Origin of the sequence: Henriciella mobilis, from assembly GCF_003576285.1 — a bacterium.
Classification (GTDB): Bacteria; Pseudomonadota; Alphaproteobacteria; order Caulobacterales; family Hyphomonadaceae; genus Henriciella; species Henriciella mobilis.
Window position 1 is genome coordinate 110,382 of record NZ_QWFX01000006.1, and the last position, 26,473, is coordinate 136,854.

A 26,473-nucleotide genomic window follows, 5' to 3' on the forward strand; every position below is an offset into this window, starting at 1 on the left:
AGGAGTTCACCATGCAGGCTTCCCGGACCGCTCTTCAGCAAGGACTCGGCGCCCCCGAGCCGCGCCGCGATTCAACCGAGTTTCTCGGCCTGCCTTTCCAGGCCATGCAGACTCGCCAGGCCGCGCGGCAGATTGCTGCGCATACACTGGAATCCGACCGCTTCTGGTATGTCGTCACCCCGAATGTCGACCACATGGTCCGGCTGTCGCGCCAGCCCGACTTGCGCTCGCTCTATGATGGCGCTGGGATGATCCTGAATGACAGCCGGATTCTCGAACTCCTGGCGAAATGGGACAAGCTGGATCTGCCCGCCTCGCCGGGCGCCGATGTGGTGCAGGCCCTGTTCGAACGCGAGATCGATCCGGAAGAGCCCGTCGTGGTCGTGGGCTGCACAGCAAGCGAGATCACCGCACTCAAAGCCAAATTCGGACTATCCGATGTGCGCTGGCACGATGCGCCCATGGGCCTGCGGAAAAACCCCGAAGCCATCCGCAAGGCGGCCGAGTTCATGGCGACGAACAAGGCGCGCTTCCACTTTATCTGTGTTGGCTCGCCGCAACAGGAAATGGTTGCGACAGCAGCTCGCGAGCTCGGCACCGTCACGGGCGTTGGTATCTGCTGCGGGGCCAGCCTCGACTTCCTGACCGGAAAGAGCCGGCGCGCCCCCGAATGGATGCGCCGCGCGCGGCTTGAGTGGCTTCACCGGCTGACCAATGAACCCCAGCGCATGGCGAAGCGCTACATTATCGATGGTCCGAAGATTTTCTCGCTTTGGCTCGCTGACAGGCGCCAGCGCCGAGAGCGCGCCGAAAGCCGCTAGGCAGCCGATCGTGTTCTATTTGGCGTCGGGATCATAACGGCCGCCGCGCAGGACGAAGCGCCGGTCGCAATAGCCGCACTCGACCATTTCATCATCGCCCATCTCGTACCAGACGATCGGATGGCCGAGCGGACCGTTGCCGCCATCACAGGCGACGCGATGCTCGTCGGTCACAATGGTTTCCGGTGCGTCCGGCAGTGGCTTTGTCGACATGGTGTTCCTGCTTCCCCGATGACAATATTGCCTGAAAGAGGCTTGGCGCATAGGTAGTCGCTGTCGCGCCTGCACGTCAATTGGCGAGGGCACCGGCGCGGCGCCACGCCGGGAGGACCGATGAAACCGAAACTCTACCACTGCCGCAATGCACGCTCCTTCCGCCCGCTCTGGGCGATGGAGGAGCTTGAGATGGACTATGAGCTGATCGTCCTGCCTTTCCCGCCGCGCGTGCATTACAAGCCCTATCTCGATATCAACCCGCTCGGCACCATCCCCTTCTTCGATGACGGCCAGGCGAAGATGACCGAATCGACCGGCATCTGCGAGTATCTGGGCAACAGGTACGGGCCGACCGATCTCGTCGTGAAACCCGATGAAGCCGAGTATGGCGCCTATCTGAACTGGATGTTCTTTTCCGACGCGACGCTGACGTTCCCGCAGACGCTGGTGCTGCGCTACGAGATGCTTGAGCCGAAATCGCGGCGCCAGCCCCAGGTGGCAGACGACTACCGTATGTGGTTCTCTGGCCGGCTGACCCATGTCGAGCGGCGGCTCGAGCACAAAAAGTGGATCGCCGCGGACCGCTTCACCATGGCCGATATCGCAATCGGATATGCGATCCTGCTGGCCTCCGTCCTGCCGCCACTGGAACCATGCATCACGCCGACCTGCAAAGCCTATCTCGACCGACTGCGGGAACGGCCTGGCTTTATCCGCGCGCAGAACATGCAAAAAGAAACCCCGGTGGTTCAGGTTTAGGATTGGGCGTCCTATATGACGCGCTCGACGTGATCATGGAGGCTACATGTCCGCACCTGACTATGCCATCGAGGCCGAAGGGCTGGAGAAGGTTTACGCTGCTTCCGGGAAGATGCCCGAGAAGCGCGCACTCAAGTCGATCGATCTCAAAGTACCGCGCGGGCAGATTTTTGGGTTGCTGGGTCCAAACGGGGCGGGCAAGTCGACCTTCATCAACATCCTTGCCGGGCTGGTGACCAAGACGGGCGGCAAGGCGAAGATCTGGGGCATGGACATCGATCAGCATCCGCGGGCCTCGCGGGCGGCGATTGGCGTCGTGAACCAGGAAATCACGATGGACCCCTTCTTCACGCCCGAAGAGGCACTTGAGTTGCAGGCGGGTTTTTACGGCGTTCCGAAGGGTGAGCGCCGGACGGATGAAATTCTTGAAGCCGTGGGTCTGCTGGACAAGCGCGATGCCTATGTCCGCCAGCTTTCAGGCGGCATGAAGCGCCGCCTGATGGTGGCCAAGGCTCTCGTTCACAATCCGCCGGTGCTGATCCTCGACGAGCCGACCGCTGGTGTCGATGTCGAGCTTCGCCGCTCGCTCTGGCAATATGTCCGCCGCCTGCATGACGCCGGGACGACGATCATACTGACCACTCACTATCTGGAAGAAGCCGAGGAACTCTGCGACCAGATCGCCATCGTCAACCATGGCGAAATCATCGCCTGCGAGCCGACCAGCCAGCTGCTGAAACGCCTCGACCAGCGTATCCTGCGTGTGACCCCGCGCGAGCCGCTCAACGCCATACCGGAAAGCCTGAGCCATCTCGATGCGAAGCTGCTGAATTCCGGCGATCTCGAGATTGCCTATCGCAACAGCGAGACCGGCATCGGTCGGCTGCTTGAACAGGTGCGGGAAGCCGGGGTCGGCGTGGCCGATCTGTCGACCGACCAGCCGAACCTGGAAGACGTATTCGTCGCGATGACGAGCGAGCCGGCCTGATCAGGGCCTAGTCGACGCGCCGGACCATGAAGCCCGTTCGCGGGAAGTGAACATGGATCGTTTCGGCCTGGTCGTCATGGCGGTGCAGGATGATCCGGTCCGCAGCCGCAATGACGATCTCGCCCTCAACCCAGTCGCGGCCATAATCATCCGGCGCGACAGCGACTTTCTCACCCGGCTCGAATTCCTGCAGCTCGCCGTCGGTCTTGGCCGCCTTGAGGCGCGGTGCCGCTTTGCGTGCAATTTCGATGGCCTGCTCGCCGGTGATCGACTCCGGCGCCTGCCCCTCGATTTCCTTCATGCGCTCATACCAGTCCTTGGTCCGCGGCGCGGACTGGAGACAGGTCTCCAGGAAGTCGGGCAGGTTCTGTTCCATGAACCAGAGATTCATGTGAACATGCACATCGACCAGGCCAGGTTTCATGCCGATGATCCACTGACCGCCACCTGCCCCGTGTCCGCCCTGCAGGCGTTCTTCAACCCACATCAGCTGGGCGCGCCACTGATCGCGCAGCATCGGAGCGACAGCGGCCATGGCCTTGGTGTCGAATTCCCGGCCGCTCATGGCCGTACGGTCTTTCTTGAAGTCTTCCGGCACCTGGTCGCCCAGGGCTCCGAAGATCACGGCAACGCTCGTCTGGAACCACTTCCCATCCGCCCATGAACCGATCATGCTGGACAGGCCTTCATGGCCGGGCAGCTCGATGCCTGGCAAGGGAAAGCGTTCTTCCAGAACGCGCAGGATGAGGGCGGTGTCACAGAAAATGTCCGCGCCGATCTGCATCACAGGGGTCTTCCGGTAACCACCGGTCAACGGCATCAGAAGTGGCTTCGGCATGATGTTCGGGATTTCGACGCCCGCCCAGCCAAGGTTCTTCATACGCAAGGCCAGCCGGACTTTCTCCGAGAACGGAGACCGGTCATAATGGTGCAGGATAATCGATTGCGGACCAGCCATATCTTTTATCAACCCCTATGCTTTCAAGGCCCTGTCAGTTTCGAGGGCTTGCCCTACCTAGTGAAAACGCCTTCATGCGGTAAACGATATACAGAGAAGCACAAGAGGAAGCCCAGATCATGCTCGACCCCGTTGCGATGCCGCATCTTGCCGACATTCCGCGCGTCCAGGCCGGACGCATACCCGAAAAGCCGGCTTTCTGGTTCGAAGGTGAGACCACCACTTTCGGCGAACTCGACACGCGCGCCAACCAGGTCGCCAATGGTCTTGTTGCACTCGGTGTACAGCCTGGCGACCGCGTCGCTTATCTCGGCAAGAACATGGCGGTCTATTACGAGATGCTTTTCGGTTGCGCCAAGGCGCGCGCCGCCATGACCGGCATCAACAATCGTCTCGCTCCGCCGGAAATGCAGTTCATTCTTTCCGATAGCGAGTCGAAAATCCTTTTCGTCTCGGCTGATTTTTACGAGGCAGCGACGAAGATTGCGAGCCAATGCCCGGAGCTGAAGCAGATTATCGCGATCGATGGCGGACATGAGGAATGGCCTGCCTACGCAGACTGGCGCGACAGCCAGAATACGGATGCGCCGGGCATCTCACCGCAAGGCAGTGACGATGTCATCCAGCTCTATACCTCCGGCACGACCGGCCTGCCCAAAGGTGTGATGCTGACAAATGACAACTACCGCGCCGTCTTCGAGGAAGCCGGAAAGCTGGCCTGGTCAGCTTATGAAGAAGGTGAGGTGGTGATGAACGCCATGCCGCTTTTCCACGTGGCAGGCTGCAATATCGGCATTCTCGCAACAGCGCAGGGCGCCAAGACGGTGGTCCTGCGCGAAATCGACCCGAAGGTCATCCTGGACCTGGTGGAAGAGCACAAGGTCAACCACACTTTCTGGGTGCCTGCCGTGATCCTGATGCTGAGCCAGTATCCGGGTGTGGATGATCGCGACTTCTCAAGCCTGAAGACGATTTCCTATGGCGCCTCGCCGATTGCGGAAGACTTGCTGAAACGCGCGGTGGACCTGTTCGGCGCGAAGTTTACCCAGCTTTACGGCCTGACGGAGACGGTCGGCCTTGGCACCTATCTGCCGCCCGAAGCGCATGATCCCTCTTGGGGCAAACTGCGCTCCTGCGGTGTGCCCTATCCCACATCAGTGGTTCGAGTTGTCGATGGCGATGACAAACCGCTTCCCACCGGCGAGGTCGGCGAAATCGTCATCAAGGGCGGGTTCGTGATGAAGGGCTACTGGCACCGGGAAGAAGCCACTGACGAGGCCCTCGAAGGCGGGTTCTTCCATACGGGAGATGCCGGCTATGTTGACGAGGACGGCTTTCTCTACATCCATGACCGCATCAAGGACATGATCGTGTCCGGCGGCGAGAACGTCTACCCGGCCGAGGTCGAGAACGCCGTGTTTGGTCATCCTGCCGTCGCCGACGTTGCTGTGATCGGCATCCCAAGCGAAAAGTGGGGCGAGGAGGTCAAGGCTATTGTCGTCCTGAAAGAGGGCGAGCAGGCTACCGCTGAGGACATCATCGCCTGGACGCGCGAAAAGATCGCCGGTTACAAATGTCCGAAATCGGTCGACTTCGCGGACGCCTTGCCGCGCAATCCGTCAGGAAAAATCCTCCGCAAGGACCTGCGCGAGCCCTACTGGGAAGGCACTGACCGGCGCGTCAGCTAATTTTCCCTGTCAGTTTCGATAGGGTCGGCGGCGCGTGACGCAAGGTCATATTCCGGTTTCGCTTGGAATTGGTTTTGCCACGGGTACTATTCCGCAAAACACGACATCGAAGGGAGACCACCATGGCCGACGGACAGGCGCTGCCGCCCTTCCGCCCCCTGCCACAGAAAGAGCCGGACATCGAAATGGTCCGCAAGCCGGACGGGACGATCTATCTGACACCACGCCAGGCACCGGGCGACCGTCCGAAAACCATACCGCATTGTCTTGATGAACGGGCAAGCGAACATCCCGACCGGGTGTGGCTGAAGCAGCGCGACCCGCAGACCGATGAATGGCGCGCCCTGACCTATGGCGAAGGCAAGAAAAAGGTCGATTCACTGGCGCAGGCACTCCTCGACATGGGCGCTGGTCCTGATGCGCCGGTCATGATCCTGTCAGGCAACTCGATTGAGAGCGCGCTCGTGATCCTGGCGGCCCAGAAGATCGGGGCACCTGCGGCGCCGATCTCTGTGCCCTACTCCACAATGTCCAGCGACTTCGGGAAGCTGAAACACTGCTTTGGTGCGGTGAAGCCCAAGGCGATTTTTGTGCAGCAGGTGGAGCCTTTCAAACCGGCGCTGGACGCGCTTGGCGATCACGGTTGCACGGTCTTCGCCAAGGAAGGTGCGACCAACGAGATCCGCTCCTTCGACGAACTGGCTGCGACTGAGCCCACGGCAGCCGTGTCCGAGGCCATGTCGAAGCTGAACGATGACAGCGTTGCGAAATACCTCTTCACATCCGGCTCGACTGGCATGCCCAAACCTGTGCCGACGACGCAGGGCGCCATGTGCTCGATGATCGCGGGGCAGGACGGCCTGCGCGACGACGAGCGCGACCCGGATTATGATCCGGACGAAGTACATGACGTCCTCGACTGGCTGCCCTGGAATCACATCTCCGGGTCGAACGTGAACTTCAATGGTGCGCTGTGGAATGGCGCGACGTTCTGGATCGATGGCGGCAAGCCGACGCCACAGCTTTTTGGCGAAACGATCCGCAATATCCGGGAAGTCAGCCCTTCCAGTTTCGGGACAGCCCCAATCGCCCTGTCCATGCTGGCCGATGCCATGGAGCATGATGACGACCTGCTGGAAGCCTTCTTCAAGAATATGCGCTCGATCGGCTATGGCGGCGCCACCCTGTCAGACGACCTCTATGACCGGCTGCAGGCTCTCGCCATCAAGGCCACGGGCAAGCGAATTCCGATTGTCACCATGTATGGCGCCACGGAGACCCAGGGCATCACGGTCGTTCACTGGGTCGTCGACCGCGTCGGCCTGATTGGGCTGCCGCTGCCCGGAATGACGCTGAAACTGGTGCCGAATGGCTCCAAGATGGAAGTGCGCGTCAAAGGCCCGAGCGTGATGAGCGGCTATCTGAACATGCCCGAGAAGAATGCCGAGACCTTCGATGAGGAAGGCTATTACAAACTCGGCGATGCGGCGATCATGGTCGACGAAAATGACCCCAACAAGGGCATCATCTTCGACGGACGCGTCGGCGAGGACTTCAAACTGTCCACGGGTACCTGGGTCAGCGTTGGCACGCTGCGGCCGGACCTTGTCGCGGCCTGCTCGCCGCTGGTCTTCGATGCTGTTCTGACCGGACAGGACAAGGATTTCGCTGGCGCGATGTTCTGGCCGTCGCAGGCGACCTTCGAGACCTATGTCAAGGAAGCGGGCGGTGACATGCAGAAGGCCTTCATCCGGCTGACTGGCGAGCTGACGGAGAAGGTTCGAGCGTTCAATGCGAAGGAAAAGGGATCTTCAAGGCGCATCAAGCGGTTCCTTGTCATGACCGAACCGCCATCCATCGACGCAGGCGAAATCACGGACAAGGGTTATGTGAACCAGCGCGCCGTCATCGACCGGCGGACGGATCTGGTCAAAAGCATTTACACTGATCCGCCGGGGCCGGGCGTTGTCGAACCCTGAGTAACCGGTTTGCAGGATTTTCCGTTCTACACTTAGTCTGCTGATGAGTGCAGAACCGGAGCGGACCGTCATGTTTGACGCGCGAAGCAGCACGCAGAAGGGACTGGGCCTGGGCTTCGGCCTCGGTGTAACCGGCCTCGTTGCCGCATTATTCTTCGGCGCGCTGTACGCGCCGTCCCTGACCGGCCCGGGAAAATCCGTAGTCGAAGCCGAAGCCAGCGCCAGTACGCCGTCGGATAGCGTGCTGGACAGCGCCTTCAGCGACGAGGCTACGCGCACCTATATCCGCAAACTGAGACGCACTTTCCCATCGGCGGCAGCCGATCTTGAAACCAGCATTCGACGGGCGCTTCGCCGGGATGCCGACGAGGTCGAGCTTGGCCTGATCGTACTGCAGGCAGGGGTGAAGGAGATCGCTGGCAGCGTCGACCGTCTGGCCAGGGCGGATGTGCGCTATTTCGATTCCATCGTCGACCTCTCGCAGGCACAGCTCGATGCCCTCCAGCGGTCTGGCGCGCCATACTGCATGGGCAATGACCTCATGATGTTTGCGGGCCTTTCAGAGCAGCAACTCTATCGCACCATCTTTGACCGGGTGGGCCATGGCGCCGGTCTCTATGAATATGCGCTTGGCGTGAATGGCATCCTGCTCGATGCGATTCAGGATGCACGCACCTCGCCGAAGTCCTACGGTCCTCTAACCCATGACGACCAGCAGTCCCTGCAGGCGCTTGGCCTGGCCCTGGTGACCCATCCGCAGATCGTGATGCTGCTCACGACGGAGGGAAAGACGCGTAGCGAGATGGATTCGGTTCTGGCTGATACGAATTTCTGTTCGCTGACAACCGATATTCTCGACAAGGTCGAAGCCCTGCCGGCAGAAACGCGGGGCAGGCTCTGGGCGGAAGCCCTGTACCAGGTGTCGAGCGGGCGCTGGCGCTACACGCTTTACCGCTACACCGGCTACTGACCGCCCAATTTTTGCCCTCCCCAAGTCTTACGCATCGCAAGCAACAGCAGTAGGGTGCGGCTCATGGCCATCGACGAGACCATCAAGTCCTTCCTGGACCGTTTCAAGCTGCCCGATTTTTCGGGGCTCGACTGGAAACAGTCGACCGATCGCCTGCGCCAGAGCTTCTATCGTGCCAGCCGGGCGGTCGAGCGCGATGCGCCAGAACTTGCAGAAATCTCGACCCTGCCGGTCGATGGCGCCGATGGGGCCTTGAGAGGTCGGCTCTACACGCCTCTGGGCGCAGGTATAGGACCGGGTCCGGGCATCGTTTTCTTTCATGGCGGGGGTTTCGTCCTCGGCGATCTCGACAGCCATGACATGATATGTCGGCGCCTGGCCGCTGCCTCGAGGTGCCGCGTTCTTTCAGTCGATTACCGGCTGGCGCCCGAACACCCCTTCCCGGCGGCCCATCAAGATGCGGTCGCCGCTTGGGAATGGGCCACCCAGCGTACGGATGTTCTGGCCATGGACCCGGATCGGCTTTGTGTCGCAGGCGACAGCGCTGGCGGCAACCTGTCGGCCTTCCTCGCCCAGGAGATGAATCGGGCAAGCGGTCCGCTGCCGGCCTTCCAGCTGCTTCTCTACCCGCTGGTCCAGTTTGCCGACATCCGGTCGAAGAAATCCAGCTTCCAGGAAGGCTTCTTCATTTCGCAGAACCTGTTCGACTATTTCCGGGACGCCTACATCCACTCCGATACCGATCGTATGGATCCGCGCGTATCGCCCCTGTTCGCCGATGATGCGTCTTTCCGGGGCCTGCCGCCGGCTCATCTGGTCCTTTGCGGCTGGGACCCCCTCAAGGACGAGGGCCGGGCCTACGCCGCCAAACTGGCGGCCCACGGCGTTCCTGTTACAATCCGCGAGCATCCCGGCATGGTGCATGGATTCATGAACCTGACGGCCGTTTCGATGCCGGCCCGCGAGGCGATCCGTGAAGCCGGCGAGGTTGTCGGCTCCGCTCTCGGGGCAATCTGACGCCCACTCCAGGCCATTCAAATTCACATCGGCGCGGGCCTCGAAATTTCGGTTAACATGTGGTTATCATCGCCAATGCGGGGGTGGCCTGAGTGACAGGGATAGCAAGACGATGATTTTCCGTAACAAGTTGGTGGCCGCTATGACCGGGCTGGGACTATGCCTCGGCCTGGCCGCCTGCGATCGGACCGACGAACGTGTCGATCGCCTTGAGGACATCAGCCGCGGCGTGCTCGACCAGCTCGGCGGCGGGTCTGGTGCAGAGCGCGATGCGATGCAATCAGCGCCAGTCTCGGCGAGGGCCCTTGCCGGAAAAATCCTCGAAGCCTCGCCCGTCCTGCCTGGGGCGACCGCCCCGCAGAAATTCGTTGTCGGCTCAATCGTCGCGAAACCACGCGACATGCCTCCGCCGGCTTCTGCATCCCGCTCGCTCAACGTCCCCACCATGGCTGACTACGACGCCTATGTCGCCGGCGATGAAGCCGACGCCGTCATTGTCGTGCCTTCTGAAGAGGACCTCGCCATGATGGAATCCGGCGAGTCCGTGGCCGCCAGCGTCGAGGCACCGAGATCGATCAGCCGCTCGGCCACGAGCAGCCGGCGCATTATCGCCATCGATCCGCGATCGCGCGACCTCTCAGCGTCTGGCGGGATAGTATCAAGGGAAGTCATTCAGGATTCCAAGGCGCTCAGGGCCCCGCTCGGGGAGCGTACACTCTCGATACCCGAAGCCGACGTGTCGCCAGATGGCGGCGCCGCAGCACCACAAGAGCCTCTTCCACCCAAATTGGCGGAGCGCCGCCTGATGATGCCGCGCGCAGCGATGTCGTCCCAGATGGTAGCCGAGACGCGCATGATCGAAACGGCGCAACGCTATGGCCTTGCTGCCAATATCCAGCGCTCACGGTCCGGCCAGATGGTCATCGAGGTCGGCTCGCGTGCGATGAGCCCGACCCGGTACGACGCCAATGACAAGCTGGCCCCGCCTATCGCGGAGGATGACGGTCTGGAATGCCCTGAAAACCCGACCGCCGAGCAGCTGCAGGCAGACCCGCGGCTGGCAACGGTCTGCGTCATCCGGGACCTGCAGAACAGCGGCGATTTCGAATATGTCGAGAAGGACTGGGTCTATCATCACCAGATGATCCGGCGTCCGAAGAATGGCGGCCCGTCGACGACGTCCACGATCACGCCGAACGATCCGCTATGGAGCCTGCAATGGAACTTTCTTGGTCAGGGCATAGGCGAAGGCAAATCCCAAGGCGGCGCAGGCTTCGTCGATTTCTGGACAAGCCAGGCGACACAAGGCTCCGGCGAAGTGGTTGTCGCCGTGGTCGATACGGGCCTCGAAATGGATCACCCCGATATCAAGGACTCGCCCAACCTCGCCAAGGGCTGGGACATGGTTACCGACATAAACATGGCCAATGACGGCGACAGCCGGGACCCCGATCCCAACGATCCCGGCGACGTATGCCCGGAGGAATTCGTTTACGAGAACACCTATCACGGCACGCATGTGGCCGGCACGGTCGGTGCGAGCGTAACCAACAATGCAGCAGGCGTTGCTGGTGGCGCATGGAACGTGAAAATCGTCCCGGTCCGCGCACTCGGAAAATGCGGTGGCCGTCTCTCCGACATCAATGACGCCATCCGCTGGGCGGGTGGGCTCATTCCCGAGTATGACGAACTCGGCAACGAGGTCTGGAACGACAATCCGGCCGATATCATCAACCTGTCCATCGGCATTTTCCGCTTCTGCCCTGCCTCGATGCAGGACGCCATCGACGAGGTTGTCGAGCGCGGCGTGGTCGTCGTGGCCGCAGCCGGAAACGACAAGGTCTCGACGCAGTATTACGCGCCCGGCGGCTGCAACAATGTGATTTCGGTTGCCGCAGGCGATGCGCGGGGAATCATGGCGCCCTATTCCAACTATGGTGCAGAAGTCGATATCCTCGCGCCGGGCGGCGATCTTACGCGCGACGACAATGGTGACGGCCGGCCGGATGGCATCCTGTCGACCAAGACAGCGCATGACTGTGTCGACCCGGTCACCAATGAGGGTATCGACGATTGCTTCTATGCCTATGAGCAAGGCACCAGCATGGCGGCCCCGCACGTCTCGGCCGCGCTTGCCCTGATCAAGAGCAAGCGCCCGTCGCTAAGCGGCAATGCCTTGTCCGATGTGCTGATGTCGGCCCTGACACCCCGCAGCCAAGAACAATGTTCCGGCTTGTGCGTTCAGTATCCAGGGGCCGAGCCGATCGAGGGTTCGCCCGATCTGTGCAAGCGCCCGTGTGGCGGCGGCATGCTGAATCTGAGCAATATCAAACTGGACGAGTAGTCAGGACAGGACAAAGCGATTGACCGACAGCAAGGACACTCCATCGAAAAACTGGCCCGGCAGCCAGATTGGAATCGCGGCTGTCGGCGTGTCCTTGTGTGCGGCCTGTGGCGTGGCCTGGCTGAACGGAGGCGACAATTCCACGACAGCCTCTTCATTCGCGCCCGCTCAGACGTCCACCGCCTCGTCCGAGGCCAACGACGCACCGGTGCCTGAGGAAGGCGAAGTCTTCACCGCGCAATCATCGCCACTGGCCGCGACCGCGGCGTTCGCCATCATCGTGAAGTTCCGCAACGAGCCGGAAATCGCCGATCTCGGAAAGACCTTTCGCAAGGATCCCGACGGGACTCGAGCGAAGTTCCGCGCGTGGGCGGCTGACAAACCGGCGCTGCGCGGCCTCACCCTAGAGCGTGCCAGCTATTCCGGTGAACTCGTGCTGACCGGATCGGGATCACGGGACATGAAAGACGTCATCGCGGCCATCGAGGCGATGGACAATGTCGCCTATGTTGAGCCAGACTATTCGGCACAACCCAGCAAGGAAGGCTAGCAGGTCATGGTTGAACGGGTGGGAATCGCGCTTTCGGCGGCTTTGTGCATCGCGGTCGCGGGCTGCGACCTCAAATGGGGTGACGAGCCTGCAGAATCTCCGCCGCCATCCGGAACGGCCGAGGTCGAGTCCGTTGAAACCGATGCGGGCCCGCCAGAGGCAACGCCGGTCGAGGCCGACACGGTCAAGCCGGCATCGGTCACGGCCAAGAGCGAAATCGACTGGGAAGCGGCCCGCCGGGATCTTGCTGCCTCAGGTGAGCGCGAAACCACATTCAACATTCAGAGCGGCGGATCGGCGCCGCCTGTGCCGGTGCTCCTGCCGTCCGGACCTGTGCGCACGGCCAGCGCTGGCGGGCCGCAACCACAATTCCGGCCGGTCCCGGACGGCTATTTCGCTGTCTATCCCGGCGAGGACTATAATCTCATCGTGAATGGCACCAATGAGGTGACGAATGTGCCGGGCGGTTCGCCTGGTGACGGTGAGTCGGAAGACATGCGATATGTCGAGACATCAACCGGCGCCATCGTCTCATTCTCACGCTATGGCGCTGATTATATGGTCGAATTCGAATGCCTGGGCTCGGGGGAAGAGGGTGGCAGCTGCATCACCGAAGATGAAGCCTTGGCTGTCGCAGAAGAAATCGTGATCTCGGGGACTCAGTGATGACACGACTCTTGTGGAGCTTCATGCTGGCACTCATCCTGCTGGCAATAGCGGCTTGCGACGCCATCCGGTATCCGGGTGACGGACGCGACAATGAATACAAGCCGGAAACGCCGCCCGGGGCACCCGGCCCGGCACCGCCAAGCCAGCCGGTGGACGATCCGTACGGAACTGGCGACAGCGACGAACCTGTCACCGTTGATGAGCCGGATACAGAGACACCGGACAGTCCGGATCCGGATGCCTCAAGCGACACGCCGGATGAAAGCGACGCCAGCGACAGCAACGGCACGGACTCATCTGACGAGCCGGATGCGAGTGATCCGGTTGATCCGGACCCGCAGCCCGAAGACCCGCAACCGGACCCTGAGCCCGAGCCCGAGCCCGTCGTCGTATTCTCCTTCGTCGAACCGGGCCAACTCGAACCAGGCTCCGGCACCGGCACGCAGGAAACCGAAGCTGTGTTCTCTCCGGAGATGCGATTTCCGATCAAGTCGGCGCCCGCTTTCCTGCAGTCCCAGGTCTGGGGCTATGGTGGCGGCATGAAAGGCGGAGACCAGTGCGATCCGCGCAATTATGAGTATCCATGGCGCGACAATTTCTGCGAAACACGCTCGTCCAACCGCAACTCACCCTACTGCCCGGTCAGCCGGATCCATCAGGGTCAGGACATTCGTGTCGGTACGGCCGAAGGCTGTAACGAGCTTCGCCGTACGGCGCCGGCCGAGCGCGCCCTCTATGAAGTCGTCGCGACCGAGGACGGCATCATCCAGTCTATCGGCACCTATACCGTCACGCTCCGGGCCGGGCCGCGCATCTACAAGTACATGCACATGAACATGCGCGCGCTTCAGGTTTCACAAGGCGATACCGTGACGAAGGGCCAGACGCTGGGTTATGTCTCGAATGATTTTGGTGGCACGGCAACGACCTTCCACCTGCATTTCGAGCTACTGCAGAACACCGCCGACAGCGGCTGGGTTCACGTTCCGCCATACACCTCGCTCGTCGCGGCCTATGAAAGGCGCGAAAGCGGGATTGGCGAGGAAATTGTTCCGAATGTCGCCGTGGCGGCCGCAACCACACCTGCGCTGGAGGGCCCGGATGCACCGGTTATCACGGAGGCTTTCGTCATGCCCGATCCGGAGCTGGTGACGGACCCGGAATAAGCAGCTCCCGGCCCGGGTCTGGCGCATGAATTGCGTGCAGTCCTGCTGTTGAAAGAATTTTAATGCGTTAACCGCTTGCTAAGATGTTGCTGTGCGGCAACACTTTGGTCTGCGGGGCGCGTAGCAGGATCGAGTAAAATAGCCATGAGCAATGTGGAGAAGCTGCCCGTCCAGCCGCGCCATGAGGGCAAGTCGGTAACGCTGATCGGGACGGATCTACCAGCCCCGTATCTCGACGAAGCAGAACCCTCTCCGCTGATGCACACGGCGTCGCTCTGGTGGCGCCGTTTCGTGAAAACCCTTCAGGTCCTCGCTGTGCTGGCTCTTGTCGGATTTTACCCGGCGCTCATCGTCGCATCGCACGAAATCAATGACAGTCCGGTCATCCTGTCGGCAGAATCGCCATGGGCGTCACCCGAGACCGGCGTCGTCGTGACGCTGATCGGCCGCGAGATAGAAGGTCCTGGCTGGGCGGCCGATCGCCCTGGCTGGCATCCCCAGGCGCGCCTGACTGCTTTGCCAGCCTGGCAAAACGCTCTGGCGACCTCTCTCAGCCAGTTCTCGCGGCTCATGGCCGGAAAATCCCAGACGCCGGATGGCAATCCCGATCCTGATCTGTCTGCCGCGGCGAGGCTTCTGATGCCGGAAGCAGGGCTGGACCAGACCCCCCGGCTGACGGCTGCTGCTGAAGCGCTGGCGCGCTATGAAGGCCGGCTCGAACGCAACCTCGCCTCAAGGCCCTCTGGCGTTACCGACATCGTCGATGAGCTGGCGCTGTTTTCCGGATGGGCGGACAACTCCTATGAGCGGCTCAGCCAGCGGATCGGCACGCGGGAAGGATGGCCGGCGTCAAAGGAAGATATCCAGGTCTTTTTCGAGGCCCGCGCCCGTGCCCAGGTTGTCAGCCAGATCCTTACCGCAAGCCTCGTGTCTGAGCCGGACATCGCCGTTCGCAATTCGGTCGAGTCCCGCCTCGACCAGATCGAGGCCTATTGGCGTCGGGCCGCTGAGCTTGATCCCATCTTTGTCTCGAACCAGGCGGGGGACGCCCGGCTCATGGCCGATCATCTCGCCATGATGGCTTTCTACCTCCGTCAGGCCGGCGACTCGACGCGAGAACTGGGCGCGGCCCTGCTGTCGGAAGAACAGGCCCGACTGGCTGCACAGGCCGAACAGGAAGCCGGCGAAAGCGCCGACGCGACTGACTCCTGAGACAGCACCGGCTTGAAAGCACAGGCCCGACGGTCCATTTCTGCCTCCAGTGACCAAAGCAGGCAGACCCATGTTCATTCAGACTGAGCCGACCCCGAATCCGGACACGATCAAGTTCCTGCCAGGGGAAACCGTAGCCGGCTCTGCTGGCCCGTTCGACTTCGCCAGCGAATCCGAAGCCGGCATCAGCCCTCTGGCGCGCGCAGTGTTCTCCGTTTCAGGTGTCACGCGCGTGTTTCTCGGCGCTGACTTCCTCTCGGTCAGCAAGGAGGAAGCGACCGACTGGAAACATGTGCGCCCGATGGTGCTGGCCGCGATCATGGACCACTATGTCGCCGGGCTTCCCGTCATCGACGAGGGGGTCACTGCGTCAGCAGAGATAGACGGCGTGACAAGTGCGGCCGACTATGAAGGTGAGACAGCCGAGATCGTCGAGGAGATCCTTGAGCTGATCGAGACGCGAGTCCGCCCGGCCGTTGCTCAGGATGGCGGCGACATCATCTTCCAGCGCTTTGATTCCGACAGCGGCATCGTCCACCTGTCGATGCGCGGCGCTTGCGCGGGGTGTCCTTCTTCCACGATGACCCTTAAACAGGGCATAGAAAACATGTTGAAGGCCTATATTCCGGAAGTAAATGCTGTAGAAGCTGCGCTTTAGGAGAATGAATTCGGAGGTTTTGAATGGCTGATCCAGTCAATGACTACGCGCTGGACCTGATCTGGCGCAAAGGCAGAAGCTACAATGGCTGGCTCGACAAGCCCGTTCCCGAAACCCTGATCCGCGCGGTCTATGACCTCACTAAAATGGGCCCGACCAGCGCCAATTGCAGTCCGGCCCGCTTTGTCTTCGTTCACTCCGAAGACGGCAAGAAACGGCTGGCGAAACATGTCTCCGAAGGCAACCAGACCAAGGTCCTGACGGCGCCGTGGGTTTGCATTATCGCAAATGACCTGATGTTCCAGGAAAAGATTCCAGAGCTCTTCCCGCACAATCCCGGTGCCAAGGACTGGTTCAAGGACAAGGACAAGCGGATCGAAACCGCCGATCGGAACGGCACGCTTCAGGGCGCCTATCTGATGCTCGCTGCGCGGGCGCTCGGCCTCGATTGCGGCCCGATGTCCGGCTTCAACCAGGATGGCGTCGACCTTGAATTCTTCGCCGAGAAGGATGGCACCCACCATTGGCGTTCGAACTTCATTTGCTCGATCGGCCATGGCGACGAAAGCACCATCTTCCCGCGCAGCCCGCGGCTTTCGTTCGAAGACGCCTGCCAGATCATCTGATTTTTCATCATGCTGGTCCTATCCATTGATACATCGGGGCCAGCCTGCGATGTCGCCATCGTGGAAGACGAAGCTGTCCTGGCTGAGGCGAAGGATGAAATGGTGCGCGGACAGGATGCGCGCCTGCCGGGTCTCGTCGATGAGACTGTGCGCGCCGCTGGTGTGACCCTGTCCGATATTGACCGTTTGGCCGTTGTCACCGGGCCGGGGAGCTTTACCGGCGTGCGTGTCGGCATTTCCTTCGCCCGGGGCCTCGCCCTGGCATTGGGCAAACCCTGTATCGGCGTCACCAGTCTCGAAGCAGCCTTGCCCACCGGCCAACAGGGGTCGGCCATTGTACTCCTGCCAGCAAAGCGCCGTCCGCCGGACATCAGTTACTGGGCGCAGCGATTCCGGTCCGGCGACGCGGTAACCGAACCTGAAGAAATTGGACTGGATGCACTCGCGGCAGAACTGAAAGCGCATCCGCATTTCGTCTATGGCGACGGGCTGGTTGCACTGGAAGACGCCCTCGGCGGCGCCAATATCCATCCCGCCCGACCGACAGCCGCCCGCGCCGCAGTGATCGCGCTCCGGGCCGACCCGGACAAGATGAAGGCCAGCCCTGTATATGTCCGCGCGCCGGATGCCGCCCTGCCCGGCGGAAAGCGCCCGTGACCCACTCTGTCAGGCTCCTGACGCGCGAGGACGCCGCTGGCGTGCACGCGCTTCATGCCCGTTGCTTCCCGCCCGATGAGGCCTGGAGCGCCTGGTCCTTCCGGGACACGCTTGCGCTGCCGACAACGATAGGGCTCGCAACAGAGGCGGGCGAGCGACTTTCCGGCATGATACTGGCCCAGAACACTCCGCCTGACGCAGACATCCTGACCATGTGCGTGGATCCGGATTATCGCCGCGCCGGCCTCGCGACCGACCTGCTCAATGGACTGGTCCGCCTGCTTGGTCCATATGGCGTCAACCGGCTCTGTCTCGACGTTGCCGCTGACAATGGCGCCGCGACAGCATTCTATGAAAGCAGCGGATTCCTCGCCGATGGCCGGCGCAGGAACTATTATGAACGCAGCGACGGGACACAGGTGGACGCCGTGCTCATGTCGCGCTCAATTGCTGGACAGGCTAATGAATCGGAGGCATGAAGGACGCTATGGATCGGCTTGAAAAACTTTGCGCCGAAAAAGGCCTCAGAATGACGGAGCAGCGCCGCGTCATCGCGCGCGTGCTGTCCGTCGCGGACGACCACCCGGATGCCGAGGAACTGCATCGGCGGGCGAACGAACTGGATAATTCCATCTCGCTCGCAACCGTGTACCGGACAGTGAAACTGTTCGAAGAGAGCGGCATCATCGAACGTCACGAATTCCGCGACGGGCGCGCCCGCTTCGAGGAAGTGCCAACCGAGCACCACGACCACCTGATCGATGTGAAGTCCGGCGACGTTGTCGAGTTCCACTCTGAAGAGATCGAACGTCTACAGGTCGAGATTGCCGAGCGCCTCGGCTACAAGCTCGTCGACCACCGCCTTGAGCTTTACGGCGTACCACTCAAGAAGGACTGATGTCACTTACACCTGACTCTGGCCTGAAAGACGCTTTTGAGTCATAAGCGCGCGGATGACCACCCAGACTTCGCGACCCGAGCCGAAGCGTCTTTTCATCAAGACGTATGGCTGCCAGATGAATGTGTATGACTCAGAGCGCATGCGCGATGTGCTGCGCCCGCTCGGCTACCAGCCGGTCGATACGGCCGAAAATGCCGACCTCGTCGTGCTGAACACCTGTCATATCCGAGAAAAAGCGACGGAAAAGGTCTATTCCGAGCTTGGCCAGATCAAGAAGCTGAAAGAGGCCGCCGGCGGCAAGATGACGATCGCCGTGGCAGGTTGCGTCGCGCAGGCAGAAGGCGCCGAGATCATGCGCCGCCAGCCCGCGGTCGACCTCGTCCTCGGCCCGCAAGCCTATCACAAGCTGCCGGAAATGGTGGCGCGGGCGAGCCGCGCCGTGGGTGAGCGCCTGGAGACGGAATTCGAAACGCTGGAAAAGTTCGACGCCCTGCCAAAGGCGCGCGAAGCTGACGGCCCGACGGCTTTCCTGTCGGTGCAGGAAGGTTGTGACAAGTTCTGCACGTTCTGCGTCGTGCCCTATACGCGCGGCGCCGAGCTCTCCCGCCCCGTGGACGACATCACGCTCGAAGCCCGAAGCCTTGCTGCGCAAGGCGTGCGCGAAGTCACGCTGCTCGGCCAGAACGTCAATGCCTGGCACGGCGCCGCGCCAAAGCTTGAGGGCGGCGAAGAGTGGGGCCTTGGCAAGCTTGCCCGTCACCTTGCCAGGATTGGCGGCTTTGACCGGATCCGGTACACGACCAGCCACCCTCGCGACATGGATGATGACCTGGTCGCGGCGCACGCTGAGGTACCGCAGCTGATGCCCTTCCTGCACCTGCCGGTCCAGTCGGGCTCGGATCGCATTCTCAAGGCGATGAACCGTGGCCACACGGCAGAGCACTATCTCGACATCATGCGGAAGATGCGCGATGCGCGGCCCGACATGGCGCTCGCCAGCGATTTCATCGTCGGCTTCCCGGGCGAAAGCGACCAGGATTTCGAGGACACGATGAGCCTCGTGCGCGAAGTCGGCTACGCCATTGCCTATTCATTCAAATATTCTGCCCGTCCCGGAACGCCGGCGGCCGATATGTTCGGCCATGTGCCGGAAGAGGTGAAGGACGAGCGTCTGCAACGTCTGCAGGCCCTGTTGCGCGACCAGCAGGCGAGCTTCAATGCGTCCAAGATTGGCGAGACCATCCCGGTACTTGTCACCGGCAAGGGTCGCAACCCCGGCCAGCTTCATGGCCGCAGCCCCTGGATGCAGGCCGTTCACTTCGATGCGCCTGAATCCCTGATGGGGCAGATCGTCGATGTGAAGGTCGTCGGCGCGACGCTGAACTCGCTCGCTGGCGAATACGTGGCTGCGGTAGAGGTTGCCTGACCTTGAAAGGCACGATCACCCGCCTCTACACGCCCGAGAATCCGTCACAGCTCCCATCTATCTGCGGCCCTCAGCATCGCAACCTGATGAAGCTGGAAATGGCGCTGATCGATGGCAAGCTTGAAGCTGAAAGCCAGGGCGGCAGTATCAAGCTATCCGGCTCACCCGATGCTGTTGGGATGGCGGAAGCCACGCTTGCTGCCTTTGAACGCATGCTCAAGGCCAACCCGTCCGCTGGTGAAGATGCTTTCGAAGGTGCGATCGACCAGGCACGGGCGCCGGCAGAAAGCTATGGGTCACTGTCCGGGCTTCGGGTGCCGATCATGCCGCAGACCAAGACCCAGGCTTCCTATATCGACAAGCTGACCCGTCCGGGCACCGATCTTGTCTTCGGTGTCGGCCCGGCTGGCACCGGCAAGACATTCCTCGCCGTGGCGGCAGGGGCCGCGGAGCTTCGCAAGAAGACCAAGGAACGCCTGATCATCACGCGCCCGGCCGTCGAGGCAGGCGAGAATCTTGGCTTCCTTCCGGGCGACCTTGAAGAGAAGGTCGAGCCCTATCTGCGTCCGATCTGGGATGCGCTGAACGAGGTGCTCGGGCCCGATCAGGTCGACCGGATGCGCGAGAAGAAGATCATCGAAGTCGCCCCGCTGGCTTTCATGCGCGGGCGCACCCTGAAGAATGCCTTCGTCATCATGGATGAGGCGCAGAACGCCACGGTCGGCCAGACCAAGATGGTGCTGACGCGCCTTGGCCGAGATTCCCGCATGGTCGTCACCGGCGACCCCGGACAGGTCGACCTGCCGCCGAAAACGCCTTCCGGCCTTGCCCATGCGCTGAAGATCCTGGACGGCGTCGAAGGCGTCGGCGTCGTCGAATTCTCAGCCAATGATGTGCGCCGTCACGCCCTCGTTTCGCGCATCATTCGCGCGTATGACAAGGACGCTGAAACAAGCCGATGAGCGTCGTCCTGGATTTACGGATTGAAGCCGAAGGCTGGAGCCAGGCGGTGGGCGATGCCGCGAGCGTGTGCGATGCCGCGCTGTCGGCAGCCCATGCCCTCACAGGCCGGGCCGGTGAGATCGACCTGCTGCTGACGGACGATACTGAAATGCACCAGCTCAATCGCGACTGGCGCGGCAAGGACAAACCGACCGATGTCCTGTCATTCCCGGCCGATCCGCTTGAAGCGCCATTTCTTGGAGATGTCGCGATTGGTCTCGGCGTTGCGAGCCGGGATGCACAGGCGCGTGGAATTTCGCTCAAAGATCATCTCAGCCATCTTGTTATTCACGGCTACCTCCACCTTATTGGCCATGATCACATTGAAGACACAGAGGCGCGTGAAATGGAGGCGCTCGAGATTCGCGCGCTTGCCACGCTCGGCATCGCTGATCCATACTCGGCGCAATCCTGAAGTGTAGGGAAATGAACGACAGCACTGATCGAGAGAGACGGCGCCGTCCGCGGATATTCAGTTTCCGCAGGCGGCGCGATCCTGAGCCAGACGCGCCGTCGCCGGAGGCCCGGCCGCTGCGGCATACGTCCCAGCAGATGAGACTTCGCCTCGCCGAATTCGAACAGGGCCGCGTTGCCGATGTGATGGTACCGCGGGCGGAGATTGTCGGCGTCGAACTCAGCACAGACCTGCCGGCCCTGATCCAGCTTTATGCCGAGGAATCCCATTCGCGCCTGCCCGTCTACCGGGAAACGCTCGATGACCCGATCGGCCTGGTTCACATCAAGGACGTGGTGGGGGAAATCGCACGTGGCGGCGACGGAATGGACCGTCCGCTGGAGCGGCTGCGGCGCGACATCCTTTTCGTGCCGCCGTCGATGCGCCTGGCTGATCTTCTTGTGAAAATGCAGTCGAGCCGGATTCACATGGCGCTCGTGGTGGACGAGTATGGCGGTACAGACGGCCTCGTCTCCCTCGAAGACCTCATGGAAGAGATCGTGGGTGACATCGAGGACGAACACGATGAAGAACCTGCCATGGTTGTGCGCCGTGGCCGCCACGCATGGGAAGCGGACGCCAGAATGGAGATTTCCGATTTCATGGAAAAGACGGGGGTCAATCTCGACATACCGGACCTCGATGTCGAAGTGGATACGCTGGGCGGGCTGGCCTTCGCCATTGCCGGCAAGATTCCGCTGCGTGGCGAAGTGCTGCGACACCCATCGGGTGCCGACCTCGAAATTCTGGACGGCGACGCCCGCCGGGTCGAACGGCTGATCGTCAGGCACCTTCCGGCCGAGGGAACCGCGTGAGCAGCGCGATTCGCAGCCACGGCTTCACTGCCCTTGGCCCCCTGCACGAAGCGCTCGCCAAACTGGTTGGCTGGCGTGCTCTGGGGTTTGCTGCCCTGCTGGGTGCATTTTCGGCGCTGGCCTTCGCACCGTTCCACCTCACACCTGCCCTCATCGTTTCCGTCACCTGTCTCATCTGGATGATGGATGGCGCCCGCGGCATGATCCGCTGGGGCCGCGCCATGTTCATGCGGGGCTGGGCCTTCGGGTTCGGCTTTTTCCTGATTGGCATGCACTGGACCGCCTCGCCCTTTCTCATCGAACCTGAGAAGCATGCTGTCTTCCTATGGATGCCGCTGATCGCGCTACCGGGCGGCATGGCACTGATCTGGGGTGCTGGAGCGGCGCTGGCCGGGGCCTTCTGGTCTGCATCGCCCTCCCGTGTCTTCATCTTCTCGATATTCTTCGCACTCAGCGAACTGGCGCGCGGACACCTTTTTGGCGGCTTCCCGTGGAACATCTTTGGCACGACCTGGTCGCCCGGGGACGCGCTGTCACAGGCCGCCGCAATCGGCGGCGTATACTGGCTGACGCTGCTCACCCTGTTCATCAGCGCTGCGCCAGCCGCCATGGTCGACACGCGCGAATCGCGCGGCGTCATGGGCCGGGCGCTACCCGTCCTCATGGCCGTAATACTGATCGGCTTTGGCTGGGCCTGGGGTGCGCAGCGTATCGCCCAGCCATCCGCGATGAGCGAAGAAACCGTCGTGCTCATGGATGCCGGCATCCCTCAGGCGCAGAAGTATAACGGCCGTGGTGAAGCCGTGCTCGAACGCTATGGCGAATTCCTTCGCGACATTGAGAGCGACCCGAATGACATCGTCATCTGGCCGGAAGGCGCCCTGCCATTCGAGCTGCTGGCCAATAATTACGCGCTGGACGTCATCTCCGCCTATCTCGGCCAGCGCTCGCTCATTGTCGGCACGACGAGGCGCAGCTTCGATGGCCGCGACGGTGTCTATCACAACAGCCTCGCCGTTCTGCAGACAGAAAGCGGGCGCGCCGAGCTTATCGCTCTTTATGACAAGCATCGCCTGGTGCCCTTTGGCGAACTGCCCGCCAGCCGGATCGTCCCGTTCGGCGAATATATGTCGGCTTTCCTGCCAAGCGCGATGCAGCAGCTCGCGACCAGCGGGTTCGAACCGGGCAGCGAACCGACAGTTCTTTTCCCGGCAAACCTGCCGCCTTTCGTCGCCCTCATCTGCTATGAGGGGCTGTTTCCCGAGATCACCCGGAACGCCGGTCCGCAGCGCGAAGAAGCAAGATGGATTGTCACCATCTCGAACGATGCCTGGTTCGGGGCGGGCATGGGGCCAGCCCAGCATTATGCACAAAACCGCTATCGCGCGATCGAGAGCGGCCTGCCCATGGCCCGTGTGGCGAGCCGCGGCGCTACGGCGATGGTTGATGGCCTTGGACGGGAGACCGCGCGCGGCCAGCGCGTGACAGGTGATCCGGCCGGATGGGTATCATCTGTCGTTCGCACGCCGCTTCCTGCCGCGATGCCCGTCACCCCCTATCAGAGATATGGTCCAGCCCTGTTCTGGCTGACCCTGACGGGCTTTGTTGTTCTGGCCTTTGTCTCATGGCGACGCTAGACAGACCGTTGGTCGAGTAAAAGGCAGACATTTCAAGCATGTCGGAAAGCAAACTTCCCAGCAAGATTGACCATCTGGTCGGCCAGCGCCTGCGCTGGCGGCGCAGGGAGTTGAAGCTGACCCAGGAACAGCTTGGCGAAAAGCTGGGTCTGACCTTTCAGCAGGTCCAGAAGTACGAGAAGGGCGTGAACCGAATTTCGGCAGGACGGCTTTACGAGATGTCGACCGTGCTCGATATCCCGATCCTGTACTTCTATGAGGGCGCTGAGGACTACCTCGCCTTGCCCGCAAATGTAAGGGAAGACAACGAGCCGGCCGGGCCCCTGCCGCAGCTTGATCAGGAAGCAATGGAGCTTCTGGCCGCATTCCAGCAGATTGCGGACGAGGAGCTTCGCAAGTCCCTTCTGTCGACTATTAAGGCAGCGGCCGCAGCCAGTGCACCAAATTCCTGAAGGAGCCTAGCCGGGGCCTCCCGAAGGCTATAACAGGGCAAGATCACTCACTCTAACGAGCGGATACTATTTTGACCCCAGCAGATTTTCTTTTCACCAGTGAAAGTGTTTCTGAAGGCCATCCAGACAAGGTCTGTGACCGCGTCTCTGACGAAATCGTCGACCTCTATTTCCGGGAAGCGCTGAAGGCGGGCTATGATACCTCGCGCGTTCGCGTTGCCTGCGAAACCGCTGCAACGACCAACCAGGTCGCCCTGCTCGGCGAGATGCGCGGCCCCGACACGATCACGCACGAAATGATCGAAGACGTCGTTCGCAATGCCATCAAGGATATCGGGTATCAGCAGAGCGGCTTCCACTGGCAGTATCTGAAGCTCCACAACTGGCTGCACGGCCAGTCCGAGGACATTGCTGCCGGCGTGGACGAAGGCACCGGCACCTATACCGACGAAGGCGCTGGCGACCAGGGCATCATGTTCGGCTATGCGAGCGACGAGACAGACGAGCTCATGCCGGCGCCGATTTCCTTCTCCCACCGCATCCTGAAGCGTATGGCCGAGCTTCGCCATTCCGGCGAACGCCCCGAGTTCGAACCGGACGCGAAAAGCCAGGTCACCATGGCCTATAGCGATGGCAAGCCGATCGGCGTCGATGCCGTGGTCGTCTCGACCCAGCACCGCGACGGGCTGTCAGCTGGCGATGTCCGCGAACTCGTCCGCCCGATCATCAAGGAAGTTCTTCCGGACGGCTGGCTGCCAAAGGAAGAGAAGCTTTACGTCAACCCGACCGGCAAGTTCGTCATCGGCGGCCCCGATGGCGACGCAGGACTGACCGGCCGCAAGATCATCGTCGACACCTATGGCGGTTCTGCTCCGCATGGTGGCGGTGCGTTCTCCGGCAAGGACCCGACAAAGGTCGACCGGTCCGCCGCCTATGCCGCGCGCTATCTTGCAAAGAACGTGGTCGCCGCCGGGCTCGCCAAACGCTGCACGCTTCAGCTCTCCTACGCGATTGGTGTGTCACAGCCCCTGTCGATCAATGTGAACCTGCATGACACCGCCAATACGGACGAGCGAGCCCTGGAAAAGCGCCTGATGGAAATCATGGACCTTTCCCCGCGCGGGATTCGCACGACGCTTGGTCTCAACAAGCCGATCTATGCGCGCACGGCCGCCTATGGCCACTTCGGCCGCCAGCCTGACAATGAGGGCGGATTCTCCTGGGAGAGAACCGATCTGGTCGACAGTCTGAAGGACCTTGTCAGCTAGGCTTGCCGACAGGACCAGAGGGGCTCTCTGGCCAGCAAACAATACGAAGACGGGCCCTTCGCGGCCCGTCTTTTATTTTGGCCGACAAGGCCAGCAAGCCGGCAAACCGGCCATGCGTAACGGTTTTTCAAACACTGCCGAGTACCGTGCGGGCAAACAAAGTCCGAAAAAGCGTGGTGAGTGTCGTGGCGTTCCGTAAACTGATCATTCAGATTCCGTGCTTCAACGAGGAGCAGACCCTCGCGATTGCGCTCAGCCACCTGCCGCGAGAGGTGCCCGGTTACGACACCGTCGAATGGCTGATCGTCGATGACGGTTCGACCGACGATACGGTCCGCGTTGCGCGTGAACACGGTGTCGATCACATCGTTTCCCTGCGTCACAATCAGGGGCTTGCCCGCGGCTTCATGGCGGGCATTGAAGCCTCGTTGAAGCTCGGCGCCGACACGATCATCAATACAGATGCCGACAACCAGTACGACGCGTCCTGCATTCCCGACCTCGTCGCTCCTATTGTCGAGGGCAAGGCAGAGATCGTCGTCGGTGCGCGCCCGATCAACGACACACCGCACTTCTCCGGCATCAAGAAGTTCCTGCAGCGGCTGGGCAGCTTCGCAGTCCGCGTGGCCAGCAATACGTCCATCCCGGATGCCCCCTCAGGCTTCCGCGCGATCCACCGTGAAGCCGCCATGCGGATGTTCGTTTTTTCCGAGTACACCTATACGCTCGAGACCATCATCCAGGCCGGCCGCAAGAATATGCGAATTACGTCCGTGCCGGTCCGCACCAACGAGGATCTGCGCCCGTCGCGGCTGGTCAAGAGCATTGCAAGTTATGTCCAGCGTTCGCTGGTCACCATCCTGCGCGTCTTCATCACCTACAAGCCGCTCCGGGCCTGCTTCACGGTCGGATCGGTCTTTGCGCTTGGCGCCGCTGTACTCGGCCTGCGTTTCCTGTGGGCCTTCATGACAGGAGACGGGGCTGGCAAGGTCCAGTCGCTGATCCTGCTCAGCGTGCTGGCCATGGCGTCGTTCGTATCCTTCGCCGTCGGCGTCATCGCCGAGCTTCAGGCCGCCAATCGCAACCTGCTGGAAGATATCCGTCTGCGGCTGCTGCGAGCCGAACTGGCAAGTGAGGAGACCCGTTCGCAGCGCGCCCGCTTTGACCAGGTCCGCCAGGAACTTGCTGAAACCGATCCCGCCCAGCGTCCCGCGGGCCTCCAGTCGCGAGCAGGATAAAC

The 26,473-nt window shown here is 61.6% G+C and carries 27 protein-coding genes; 25 read left to right on the forward strand and 2 right to left on the reverse strand.

Annotated elements, in window-relative coordinates; all coding sequences use genetic code 11:
• The first annotated feature begins 11 nt into the window (after positions 1 to 11).
• Entirely contained in the window at positions 12 to 821 is an 810-nt protein-coding gene (locus D1223_RS05190) for a WecB/TagA/CpsF family glycosyltransferase (RefSeq protein ID WP_119375371.1), read from the forward strand.
• Between the two features lie 15 nt (positions 822 to 836).
• On the opposite strand, the gene D1223_RS05195 is transcribed toward D1223_RS05190, so the two are convergent.
• Positions 837 to 1,034 carry a zinc-finger domain-containing protein gene (locus D1223_RS05195; protein ID WP_119375372.1) on the reverse strand — a complete coding sequence of 66 codons (198 nt, stop codon included), beginning with the start codon at positions 1,032 to 1,034 and terminating at the stop codon, positions 837 to 839.
• A 120-nt stretch (positions 1,035 to 1,154) separates the two neighbouring features.
• Here D1223_RS05195 and D1223_RS05200 point away from each other — a divergent pair, with 120 nt between their 5' ends.
• The gene (locus D1223_RS05200) at positions 1,155 to 1,796 is read left to right on the forward strand and encodes a glutathione S-transferase family protein (RefSeq protein WP_119375373.1); all 642 of its coding nucleotides are present in this window, start codon (positions 1,155 to 1,157) and stop codon (positions 1,794 to 1,796) included.
• A 46-nt stretch (positions 1,797 to 1,842) separates the two neighbouring features.
• The gene (locus tag D1223_RS05205) at positions 1,843 to 2,784 is read left to right on the forward strand and encodes an ABC transporter ATP-binding protein (RefSeq protein ID WP_119375374.1); all 942 of its coding nucleotides are present in this window, start codon (positions 1,843 to 1,845) and stop codon (positions 2,782 to 2,784) included.
• A 7-nt stretch (positions 2,785 to 2,791) separates the two neighbouring features.
• Here the strand turns inward: D1223_RS05205 and D1223_RS05210 are convergent, their stop codons facing one another.
• Positions 2,792 to 3,742 carry a glutathione S-transferase gene (locus D1223_RS05210; RefSeq protein WP_119375375.1) on the reverse strand — a complete coding sequence of 317 codons (951 nt, stop codon included), beginning with the start codon at positions 3,740 to 3,742 and terminating at the stop codon, positions 2,792 to 2,794.
• Between the two features lie 119 nt (positions 3,743 to 3,861).
• Here D1223_RS05210 and D1223_RS05215 point away from each other — a divergent pair, with 119 nt between their 5' ends.
• From D1223_RS05215 to D1223_RS05320, 22 genes are all read left to right on the forward strand, one after another.
• Positions 3,862 to 5,430 (forward strand): long-chain-fatty-acid--CoA ligase, encoded by a 1,569-nt coding sequence (locus tag D1223_RS05215; RefSeq protein ID WP_119375376.1) that lies wholly within the window; start codon positions 3,862 to 3,864, stop codon positions 5,428 to 5,430.
• A 122-nt stretch (positions 5,431 to 5,552) separates the two neighbouring features.
• The gene (locus D1223_RS05220; RefSeq protein ID WP_119375377.1) at positions 5,553 to 7,409 is read left to right on the forward strand and encodes an AMP-binding protein; all 1,857 of its coding nucleotides are present in this window, start codon (positions 5,553 to 5,555) and stop codon (positions 7,407 to 7,409) included.
• A 70-nt stretch (positions 7,410 to 7,479) separates the two neighbouring features.
• The gene (locus D1223_RS05225; RefSeq protein ID WP_147372688.1) at positions 7,480 to 8,379 is read left to right on the forward strand and encodes a hypothetical protein; all 900 of its coding nucleotides are present in this window, start codon (positions 7,480 to 7,482) and stop codon (positions 8,377 to 8,379) included.
• Positions 8,380 to 8,442: 63 nt separating this feature from the next.
• A complete protein-coding gene (locus tag D1223_RS05230) occupies positions 8,443 to 9,396 on the forward strand; it encodes an alpha/beta hydrolase (RefSeq protein WP_119375379.1) in 954 nt (317 codons plus the stop codon).
• A gap of 142 nt (positions 9,397 to 9,538) precedes the next feature.
• Positions 9,539 to 11,740, forward strand: a complete 2,202-nt coding sequence (locus D1223_RS05235; protein ID WP_119375380.1) for a S8 family peptidase — start codon at positions 9,539 to 9,541, stop codon at positions 11,738 to 11,740.
• A 19-nt stretch (positions 11,741 to 11,759) separates the two neighbouring features.
• Positions 11,760 to 12,290 (forward strand): hypothetical protein, encoded by a 531-nt coding sequence (locus D1223_RS05240; RefSeq protein ID WP_119375381.1) that lies wholly within the window; start codon positions 11,760 to 11,762, stop codon positions 12,288 to 12,290.
• 6 nt (positions 12,291 to 12,296) lie between these two features.
• Entirely contained in the window at positions 12,297 to 12,956 is a 660-nt protein-coding gene (locus tag D1223_RS05245) for a hypothetical protein (RefSeq protein WP_119375382.1), read from the forward strand.
• Complete coding sequence (locus D1223_RS05250) at positions 12,956 to 14,125, forward strand: M23 family metallopeptidase (protein WP_119375383.1); 1,170 nt, start codon at positions 12,956 to 12,958, stop codon at positions 14,123 to 14,125. Before D1223_RS05245 ends, D1223_RS05250 begins: the two co-directional genes overlap by 1 nt.
• Positions 14,126 to 14,269: 144 nt before the next feature.
• Positions 14,270 to 15,337, forward strand: a complete 1,068-nt coding sequence (locus D1223_RS05255; protein WP_119375384.1) for a hypothetical protein — start codon at positions 14,270 to 14,272, stop codon at positions 15,335 to 15,337.
• 70 nt (positions 15,338 to 15,407) lie between these two features.
• Positions 15,408 to 15,995 (forward strand): NifU family protein, encoded by a 588-nt coding sequence (locus tag D1223_RS19210; protein WP_119375385.1) that lies wholly within the window; start codon positions 15,408 to 15,410, stop codon positions 15,993 to 15,995.
• 23 nt (positions 15,996 to 16,018) lie between these two features.
• The gene (locus tag D1223_RS05265) at positions 16,019 to 16,621 is read left to right on the forward strand and encodes a malonic semialdehyde reductase (RefSeq protein ID WP_119375386.1); all 603 of its coding nucleotides are present in this window, start codon (positions 16,019 to 16,021) and stop codon (positions 16,619 to 16,621) included.
• Between the two features lie 9 nt (positions 16,622 to 16,630).
• Positions 16,631 to 17,278, forward strand: a complete 648-nt coding sequence (tsaB, locus tag D1223_RS05270; protein ID WP_119375387.1) for a tRNA (adenosine(37)-N6)-threonylcarbamoyltransferase complex dimerization subunit type 1 TsaB — start codon at positions 16,631 to 16,633, stop codon at positions 17,276 to 17,278.
• Positions 17,275 to 17,757 carry a GNAT family N-acetyltransferase gene (locus D1223_RS05275; RefSeq protein WP_158588411.1) on the forward strand — a complete coding sequence of 161 codons (483 nt, stop codon included), beginning with the start codon at positions 17,275 to 17,277 and terminating at the stop codon, positions 17,755 to 17,757. Before tsaB ends, D1223_RS05275 begins: the two co-directional genes overlap by 4 nt.
• Positions 17,758 to 17,765: 8 nt before the next feature.
• Entirely contained in the window at positions 17,766 to 18,176 is a 411-nt protein-coding gene (locus D1223_RS05280) for a Fur family transcriptional regulator (protein ID WP_119375389.1), read from the forward strand.
• A gap of 55 nt (positions 18,177 to 18,231) precedes the next feature.
• Entirely contained in the window at positions 18,232 to 19,605 is a 1,374-nt protein-coding gene (gene miaB / locus D1223_RS05285) for a tRNA (N6-isopentenyl adenosine(37)-C2)-methylthiotransferase MiaB (protein ID WP_119375390.1), read from the forward strand.
• A gap of 2 nt (positions 19,606 to 19,607) precedes the next feature.
• The gene (locus D1223_RS05290) at positions 19,608 to 20,567 is read left to right on the forward strand and encodes a PhoH family protein (protein WP_119375391.1); all 960 of its coding nucleotides are present in this window, start codon (positions 19,608 to 19,610) and stop codon (positions 20,565 to 20,567) included.
• Positions 20,564 to 21,022, forward strand: a complete 459-nt coding sequence (gene ybeY, locus D1223_RS05295; protein WP_119375392.1) for an rRNA maturation RNase YbeY — start codon at positions 20,564 to 20,566, stop codon at positions 21,020 to 21,022. The genes D1223_RS05290 and ybeY overlap by 4 nt, the downstream gene beginning before the upstream one ends.
• A gap of 137 nt (positions 21,023 to 21,159) precedes the next feature.
• On the forward strand, positions 21,160 to 21,876 hold the full coding sequence (locus tag D1223_RS05300; protein ID WP_233349506.1) for a hemolysin family protein: 717 nt from the start codon (positions 21,160 to 21,162) through the stop codon (positions 21,874 to 21,876).
• Entirely contained in the window at positions 21,873 to 23,513 is a 1,641-nt protein-coding gene (gene lnt, locus D1223_RS05305; protein WP_119375394.1) for an apolipoprotein N-acyltransferase, read from the forward strand. The genes D1223_RS05300 and lnt overlap by 4 nt, the downstream gene beginning before the upstream one ends.
• 38 nt (positions 23,514 to 23,551) lie before the next feature.
• Positions 23,552 to 23,965 carry a helix-turn-helix domain-containing protein gene (locus D1223_RS05310; protein WP_119375395.1) on the forward strand — a complete coding sequence of 138 codons (414 nt, stop codon included), beginning with the start codon at positions 23,552 to 23,554 and terminating at the stop codon, positions 23,963 to 23,965.
• A gap of 71 nt (positions 23,966 to 24,036) precedes the next feature.
• Positions 24,037 to 25,233 carry a methionine adenosyltransferase gene (metK, locus tag D1223_RS05315; protein WP_119375396.1) on the forward strand — a complete coding sequence of 399 codons (1,197 nt, stop codon included), beginning with the start codon at positions 24,037 to 24,039 and terminating at the stop codon, positions 25,231 to 25,233.
• A gap of 185 nt (positions 25,234 to 25,418) precedes the next feature.
• Positions 25,419 to 26,471, forward strand: coding sequence for a glycosyltransferase family 2 protein (locus tag D1223_RS05320; RefSeq protein ID WP_199288195.1), 1,053 nt, complete (start codon positions 25,419 to 25,421; stop codon positions 26,469 to 26,471).
• Positions 26,472 to 26,473: the final 2 nt, after the last annotated feature.